Genomic DNA, 6,543 nt, shown 5'->3' on the forward strand with positions numbered 1-6,543 from the left:
GCTGAGATCTGGGCCACGCTCTGCCGGTGTGGCGGACTCATCCGCCTCCTCACATCAGCCTTGACGGCCTCGCTGTAACGACGCATTGGCCTGCTCCTTCAAGCCCCCTGGTGGAAATAGTGGTCGGGATAGAGAGGCGTCAACTTTCCTGGCAGAGGGGGCTATGCAGGCTTACCAAGTCTGAATGAGCCCAAATAAGCAACATTACTAAAAACGAGTAGAAGGAACGACAATCATCTAGAATCTCAATACCATAAGACCTTACTCTCCAACCTCTGATGGAAATTCGCATTGTCTCTGCCACAAGATATTCCGAGCAAGACTTTTGGAACTACACGGCACTAGGTCAATCAATCAAAAGATTAGATATAAGCAAAGATTTTGTGCAGATAGCCTTTGACAACAGCACTGGCCTCCCCGTTGTTTATAATAAAGCAATCGAGAGCACGGCAAGCTCAGACGGGATTGTTTTTATCCATGATGATGTGTGGATCGAAGATTTACTATTTATTGAAAGGGTGAGAGAAGGACTCGAAGAGTTTGATGCTTTTGGGGTTATCGGCAATCGGCGACTAGTCCCCGGCCAGCCATCTTGGGCATATACGAGCCTAGAGTTCGACTGGGACCAAGAAGTTAACTTAGTTGGCGCCATAGCACATGGAGACTATCCATTCGGGGAAATCATGAGATTCACTAACACCCAGGGGGCTTGCGAACTTGTCGACGGTGTCATGATAGCCGCAAGCTGCCTTCAGCTTCGTCAGCACAATATATTATTTGACAAGCAGTTCTCATTCCACTTCTATGATCTTGATTTCTGCAGACAAGTTAGAAGAGCCGGACTGAGACTCGGAGCATATCCGATTAGTCTGACACATCAGAGTAGCGGTAGGCTTGGCACAGAAGGATGGAAAGATTCCTACAGTAGATATACGAAGAAGTGGGATCATGAATTCAGTTCTGTCACTGGTCTTGCTTTTTCGACCCCCGCTCATGACAGATTTAATCCGGACCTACTCAAGATAATGAATAAGGATTATGACACGGTCGTAGAGGTTGGGTGTAGTAGAGGGGCTCTTGCAAGAGCATACCGCAAGAGCTATAACTGCGATAGGTATATCGGCATCGATATAGATGAAAGCTCGGCAGTATTTGCTCGCAATCACTGCACAGAAGTGATCACAGGAGATATCGAGACAATTGACGATGGCGTGTGGAATAAGTTATTTCCTAGCTCTCTATGGATCTTTGGAGATTCACTAGAACATCTTAAAGATCCATGGAGTCTTCTAAGCCGCATTCGTCAGAGTCTTGAACCTGAAGACTCCATCATTGCCTGCATTCCTAATGCTCAGCACTGGAGCGTCATCGCCCGCCTGGCAAGCGGGAACTTTCATTATGAGGATGAGGGTTTGCTAGATCGTACGCACCTAAGATGGTTTACAAGAAGGACAATTATTGACCTTTTTGAAAAGACTGGTTACTCTATTGAACTGATTCTGCCGAGGATTTTCGAAGACCCCATCCAGAACAAATATTTGCCTATAATTAATAGTATCGCCAATGCCTATGATAGCACTATTCCTGACGTCTCTGATAACTGTATTCCAATTCAATATGTCATCAAAGCTAAGCCAGCCTGATCCAACATGAACATCCTGCAGGTTCTTCCACACACTTTCAAGCCTTTGACTTATTATCAGACGATCTCTTGGCCCGACAAAATGGACTTGGCCACTCATCCCGTTCGTCAAGTCTTTAAAATTATATGGGGTCTCCTGAGAAACCGCAGGAGCCTTGCACCGGAATGGATTCGAGCAGTTTTCAAAGGTAGGATGTGCGCATAACAGCTCATTGACGCCGAAGAAACGCCCAGATTTTTCCACATGTATCGACACGAGCTTTTTTATCAGCTCTCGTTTTAGGTCTTCTTCTTACCTTTTGACGGCAGACTTTTTGATCATACCCGCTAGATCAAGCTGGCTAAGCCCATCCCCTGGGATAACCTCGAAGTTGACTACACATCGCATTTCTGTAAGGGCTTTGGAGCCCCCGCCAAGCCATTCAGAATGGGCGCTCGGAACCTTGATCATCACTTCGAGAAGCTCTTGCAGCTTCGTTTTGTCCTTCTGGTCTGCTGGCTACAGCATTTTCTGGGGCATAGACCAGCTTGCAGCTTCCATATGGCAGGGCTGAGTGATCAGCCTGATGCCGGCTAAGGAACAGACGGCAAGCTGGTGGGGATTCCACGTTTCTTTTCGTTGAGAGACCACCTGCATTTCCGGGGATGGCCTACCTCGGATTTTCAAGGCTAGATATACACTATCGTTGTTCCTAGCCGCTCAGACCATTTGTCGGACTTGCACATAATTGCTTTTCCCGGCTCACCGTGAACACAAATTTCTCTCTCGCTTGCGAAGTTATCCACTGCCTTAGTTACTCCTGGCCATGTCAAGTAGTCGTCAAGTATCATAATTCCATCGTGGCATAGCAGTTGCCAATAATTTTCAATATCTCTTGCCACAGTGGCGAAGTCATGTCCCGCGTCTATATATATAAGACTTGAAGATACGCCTAGCGCCTTGAGCACGTGAAAAGCCGCGTCACTGGTCAATGGAAATGGAGTTATTATATTCCGACAGTTGTTTAGTATCACATTACCTAAGAATGTTTTATATAGATCAGGTCTTCCATTTAGAATCTTAAGTGACTCATACCACTCATTATTTGATCCAGAAGCCAACCAGTGCTCGGGAGAGCCGAGCCATGTATCTATACATAAGATCTCACATTCTAACGAGTTATCCCGAACCACTTTCGCCATATTGATCGCAGATCTTCCCTTCCAGCTTCCAACCTCAATGATGAGTGATGTTGTGACATTCAAAACTGCCCATGTTAAGATCGGATGGTCAGATCCCCAGCCCTGTAAATCCTCCTGTAAATCATTAGCATCAATTCCAAAGTAAGGGTCACAGCCTCGAAACAGCATATCTCTTAACATGGGCTGGCTGGCTGACTCTTTTGATCTTAGTGAAGCATAGCAACAATGCGAGAGACTGGTATTAACTCAACCCTTAAAAAGCCCTTCTCTAATCTCCTTTCCGAAATTCAAGTAGCCGTAATGCCACTGGAAAAGCTTGTGATATGTATTACATTTTACTACGTGCTTGAGAGGCCATGCTTTCTGACAGATCTCATTAACGGCATTGCCGGAGTAGCGAATCAGATTACTCTTATAATCATTACAAACCTGGATGACTCATCGTTACTTGAGCATTTAGTTGGTCCATTACCTGAAAACTTTACAATCTCTTATCTTCATCCAAGCGGCATAGGTCATCCATTCCTATTGACTTGGACACACCGAGAAATTCTTGAAGAGGTAGCGAATAAGCGCGATGGTAGTTATTTTCTATACTGCGAGGATGATATACTTGTTACCCTCGAGAATGTCTTGTATTGGTTAGAATCTCGGGATGCCCTCAACTCGTGTGGGTTTTACCCATCGTTTCTGAGAGTTGAGTATGACCTCAGGAGAGGAGCATGGGTGAGCACTGATTGCCCACAAGGAGTATCAATGAAGCACCAGCCAATACTATTCTTAGACAATGGTGACATTTATGTTAATGCCTCTAACCCTTATCAGGGTATGTATCTGTTGGATCCTGACCTTATACAAGAAATGGTTTCAAGCCCTGCCATGTCACCAGATTTTGGTTTTTGGAATATTCGAGAGAAAGCTGCCCAGGGTTTAACATTTGTAAATATTCCACATGGATTTCATTCGAGAAATCTGCTTCGTGTTGAGCCCATTGAGATGAGCATAGATAGGAGGTCTTGGCTGCATCACCTTTCTAACAACTATGCTTTAAACGACAATACTGCATTCGGGTCTCAACCGATGGATACTTTTCTTAAGGACATTGATCATTTCAGATTCTTAAGCTTAGGAAGCTAATATGGTCTTGGTTTTCTGGAAAGAGCCCACCATTACCCTGTCAGGCGGGGCATAACTCCTGATGAAGGTCTCCCACACTCCTAGGGAATTTGTTTCCTCGTGCCAGACCATGGGAACGAATTCGCTGGCATCGTCTGCGGCTTTTGAGTGACGCTCGATAACTGGAATGATCATGAACCAATGTAACATGTAGGCTCTGGTTTTTCAGGAGCACCGGCTCACCATTTAGCGAGAAGCTCCTGACTTGGCCAACTTTGAGTTTCCCCATTGTCGTCGCGTTTAATGCAGGCAGATCAGTTGGGAACAAATATGACAAAGAAGCGCCCATCAACGGGATTGTCCTCTGACAGGCATCCTAACTAACATGCCACACAGCTTGCGCTGGAGCGCCGATCGAATCGGCGCCGAACAGTCCGGATCGAGCACACGAGCCACCTGGCGTCCCAGGGCTTCCCAGTATTCAATCTGCTCAGCAGCACTGCGATGGTGCCGGGCCCCGATCAGGGCGGCACTCTGCATCAGCTCTCTCTCCAAACGCACAGGAAATGCTACGTGACAATTACCACACGCTGTACCAGCTGGTGCAGTAATCCTGCGACCAGATCGCCAAGGGTTCGGACTGGGAGATGACACGTAGGATATCGAGGCAAGCGTTGGCGACATCCAGGCGGCCGATCCGTCCAGCCAGCAGGGCATTCAGTGAGAGATCCGCAAGCATCTTGCCGGAGAACAGATCGGGAAGGCTGAAACACTTAACGTAACACGAATAGGGCTGAAGCAGAAACTGCTCCTCCGTGCTGAATCCAAGCGCTAGATCGGGATCCACCTCGAACTTGTACCTGAGGGTCGTCGTCCCAGTGATGGCCAGCTGAACAATCGCCGTGCTGGCCTTCAGAAAAGCGGAAAGAATCGGGCTCGGGTTGGTTTTCTACTTCTCGCTGACCTGCGGAACGCGCCGCAACATCTGTTCCACCACGCTGCTCACTGACCGTTCCTGCATCAACCCAACTCCTGTTGCAGGGGGGCGATCACCTTCAGCAGTGTTCCCAGCTGGCGTCGCTTGTAGCCACTCGCCTGGCACTGGTGGATCTCGTCCAGGTTGAGCTGGACGAGGCCTTCAGGATCGATCCTCAGATCCTCCAGCAACCACTGGCGCATCGCCATCCGCGACAACACCGGAAGCTCCCGGCTGAGCACCGGCCGATCGCACAGGGCTTTGGTGGGACTGGCGATCAGAAAACTCAGACCCGTAGCGTCCACTCCCTGAAGTGGATGGCTTTTATTGGACAGATTCGGCCCCTGACATCGTTAACCCAGGACGGGTAGAACAGGATTCGATATCATTATAGACCTCATGGGGAGTTCTGCCTCCCAGGGAGCTGTGAGGCCTTACATGGCCATACCTCCAGAAGAAGCGGGCCAGGCTGATCTCCGCTTCCCAACCATCGCTGTAGGCACGCAGGTACACCTCTTCGTACTTGACGGTGCGCCACAGCCTCTCCACCAGGATGTTGTCGTACAGCGTCTACGGCCGGACCAGCTGATCTGGATCTCCTCTGCTTTAAGTCGTTGAATGAAGCCTGACGAGGTGAATTGACAGCCCTGATCGGAGTGGAAGATCTGGGGCTTGTCGCCACTCGCCAGGGCCATCTCCAGGGCCTCCAAGCAGAACTCCGTGTCAAGGCTGTTGGAGAGCTTCCAGCTGAGCACGTGCCTGGAGAATAGATCCACAACCGCTGACGTGACCCCCCTTGCTGGTCCAGTGCTTCTGAGAGCTAGTGGGTGGTCAGGCCGCTCTCCACTGCTGGAGGACCTCCAGGGGCGTACGCCCCTGGAACGCCGAATGCGGTCTGTAGGTGTTGTACTCGATTCGGTGCTGTTCCGCCAATTGACTGGCTCTCTGCACCGATGCGAATAGCTCAATATCCAGGAACTCATCCCGGAAGCGGCCGTTGAACGACTCCACGAATGGATTCTCCCAGGGTGAACCTGGCTCGATGTAGGCCGTGCCGGAAACGCTGCCTGTGCACCACTCCTGCAGGGCATGGGCAATAAACTCAGGGCCATTGTCCATGCGCAGGTGAGTGGGTGGTGGAGAGAGCTTGAGCAGCTCCTCGATCGTGTCGATCACATCAACAGCTCTGCATCGCCGACCGACACAAATCGCCAGACAGACGCGGCTGAATTCATCAATCACATTGAGGAACTTGAGCATGCGGCCATCCATCGTCTGATCGAACTGGAAGTCGATCGCCCACACGTGGTGCGTGTACTCGGCTCTCAGCAGCTCCCTTGAGCCGTCGGCAGGGCGTGAGCGCTTCCGACGCCGCGGCAGCCGCCTCCTGGCGGCTGCCTGATCGTCGTTTGGACATGTACAGGCAATCTGTTGAACGGTGAGGGGAGCAGGCATGGCCCGGTGCCCTGCGCATGGCAACCGGATTCAGCGCAGCCCCTCGGGAGCGGTCAACCTGTTTGGCGCGACCCCCGCATTGCATCTTTAAAGCTGCTACCCCGCTAGGGTTGTTGCATCAGCAGTAGCAGCCGCCTATGGCATCAACGCGGGGCGACTCGCAAGGCGTGAG

9 protein-coding genes and 1 pseudogene are annotated in these 6,543 nt (G+C 50.1%); 3 read left to right on the forward strand and 7 right to left on the reverse strand.

Annotated elements, in window-relative coordinates:
• Positions 1-278 precede the first annotated feature (278 nt).
• Positions 279-1,643, forward strand: a complete 1,365-nt coding sequence (locus KUG41_RS15105) for a methyltransferase domain-containing protein (RefSeq protein WP_216905034.1) — start codon at positions 279-281, stop codon at positions 1,641-1,643.
• 243 nt (positions 1,644-1,886) lie between these two features.
• Positions 1,887-2,103 (forward strand): annotated as a pseudogene (locus KUG41_RS15710) (IS5/IS1182 family transposase); the annotation flags it as partial.
• Positions 2,104-2,311: 208 nt separating this feature from the next.
• Here KUG41_RS15710 and KUG41_RS15110 read toward each other — a convergent pair.
• Complete coding sequence (locus KUG41_RS15110; RefSeq protein WP_216905035.1) at positions 2,312-2,992, reverse strand: class I SAM-dependent methyltransferase; 681 nt, start codon at positions 2,990-2,992, stop codon at positions 2,312-2,314.
• A gap of 57 nt (positions 2,993-3,049) precedes the next feature.
• On the opposite strand from KUG41_RS15110, the gene KUG41_RS15115 reads away from it, so the two are divergent.
• Positions 3,050-3,961 (forward strand): hypothetical protein, encoded by a 912-nt coding sequence (locus tag KUG41_RS15115; RefSeq protein WP_216905036.1) that lies wholly within the window; start codon positions 3,050-3,052, stop codon positions 3,959-3,961.
• 327 nt (positions 3,962-4,288) lie between these two features.
• Here KUG41_RS15115 and KUG41_RS16210 read toward each other — a convergent pair whose 3' ends face one another.
• From KUG41_RS16210 to KUG41_RS15140, 6 genes are all read right to left on the reverse strand, one after another.
• The gene (locus KUG41_RS16210) at positions 4,289-4,624 is read right to left on the reverse strand and encodes a hypothetical protein (RefSeq protein WP_371734173.1); all 336 of its coding nucleotides are present in this window, start codon (positions 4,622-4,624) and stop codon (positions 4,289-4,291) included.
• Positions 4,521-4,787, reverse strand: a complete 267-nt coding sequence (locus KUG41_RS15125) for a hypothetical protein (RefSeq protein WP_216905038.1) — start codon at positions 4,785-4,787, stop codon at positions 4,521-4,523. The genes KUG41_RS16210 and KUG41_RS15125 overlap by 104 nt, the downstream gene beginning before the upstream one ends.
• 173 nt (positions 4,788-4,960) lie before the next feature.
• The gene (locus KUG41_RS15130) at positions 4,961-5,221 is read right to left on the reverse strand and encodes a hypothetical protein (protein ID WP_216905039.1); all 261 of its coding nucleotides are present in this window, start codon (positions 5,219-5,221) and stop codon (positions 4,961-4,963) included.
• A gap of 19 nt (positions 5,222-5,240) precedes the next feature.
• On the reverse strand, positions 5,241-5,429 hold the full coding sequence (locus tag KUG41_RS15715) for an integrase core domain-containing protein (protein WP_371734174.1): 189 nt from the start codon (positions 5,427-5,429) through the stop codon (positions 5,241-5,243).
• On the reverse strand, positions 5,351-5,692 hold the full coding sequence (locus KUG41_RS15720) for a DDE-type integrase/transposase/recombinase (protein WP_371734175.1): 342 nt from the start codon (positions 5,690-5,692) through the stop codon (positions 5,351-5,353). The genes KUG41_RS15715 and KUG41_RS15720 overlap by 79 nt, the downstream gene beginning before the upstream one ends.
• 55 nt (positions 5,693-5,747) lie before the next feature.
• A complete protein-coding gene (locus tag KUG41_RS15140) occupies positions 5,748-6,371 on the reverse strand; it encodes an integrase core domain-containing protein (protein ID WP_216905040.1) in 624 nt (207 codons plus the stop codon).
• Positions 6,372-6,543: the final 172 nt, after the last annotated feature.

The sequence above is a fragment of the Synechococcus sp. CCY 9618 genome (assembly GCF_019038415.1).
In the GTDB taxonomy this organism is placed as follows: domain Bacteria; phylum Cyanobacteriota; class Cyanobacteriia; order PCC-6307; family Cyanobiaceae; genus Cyanobium.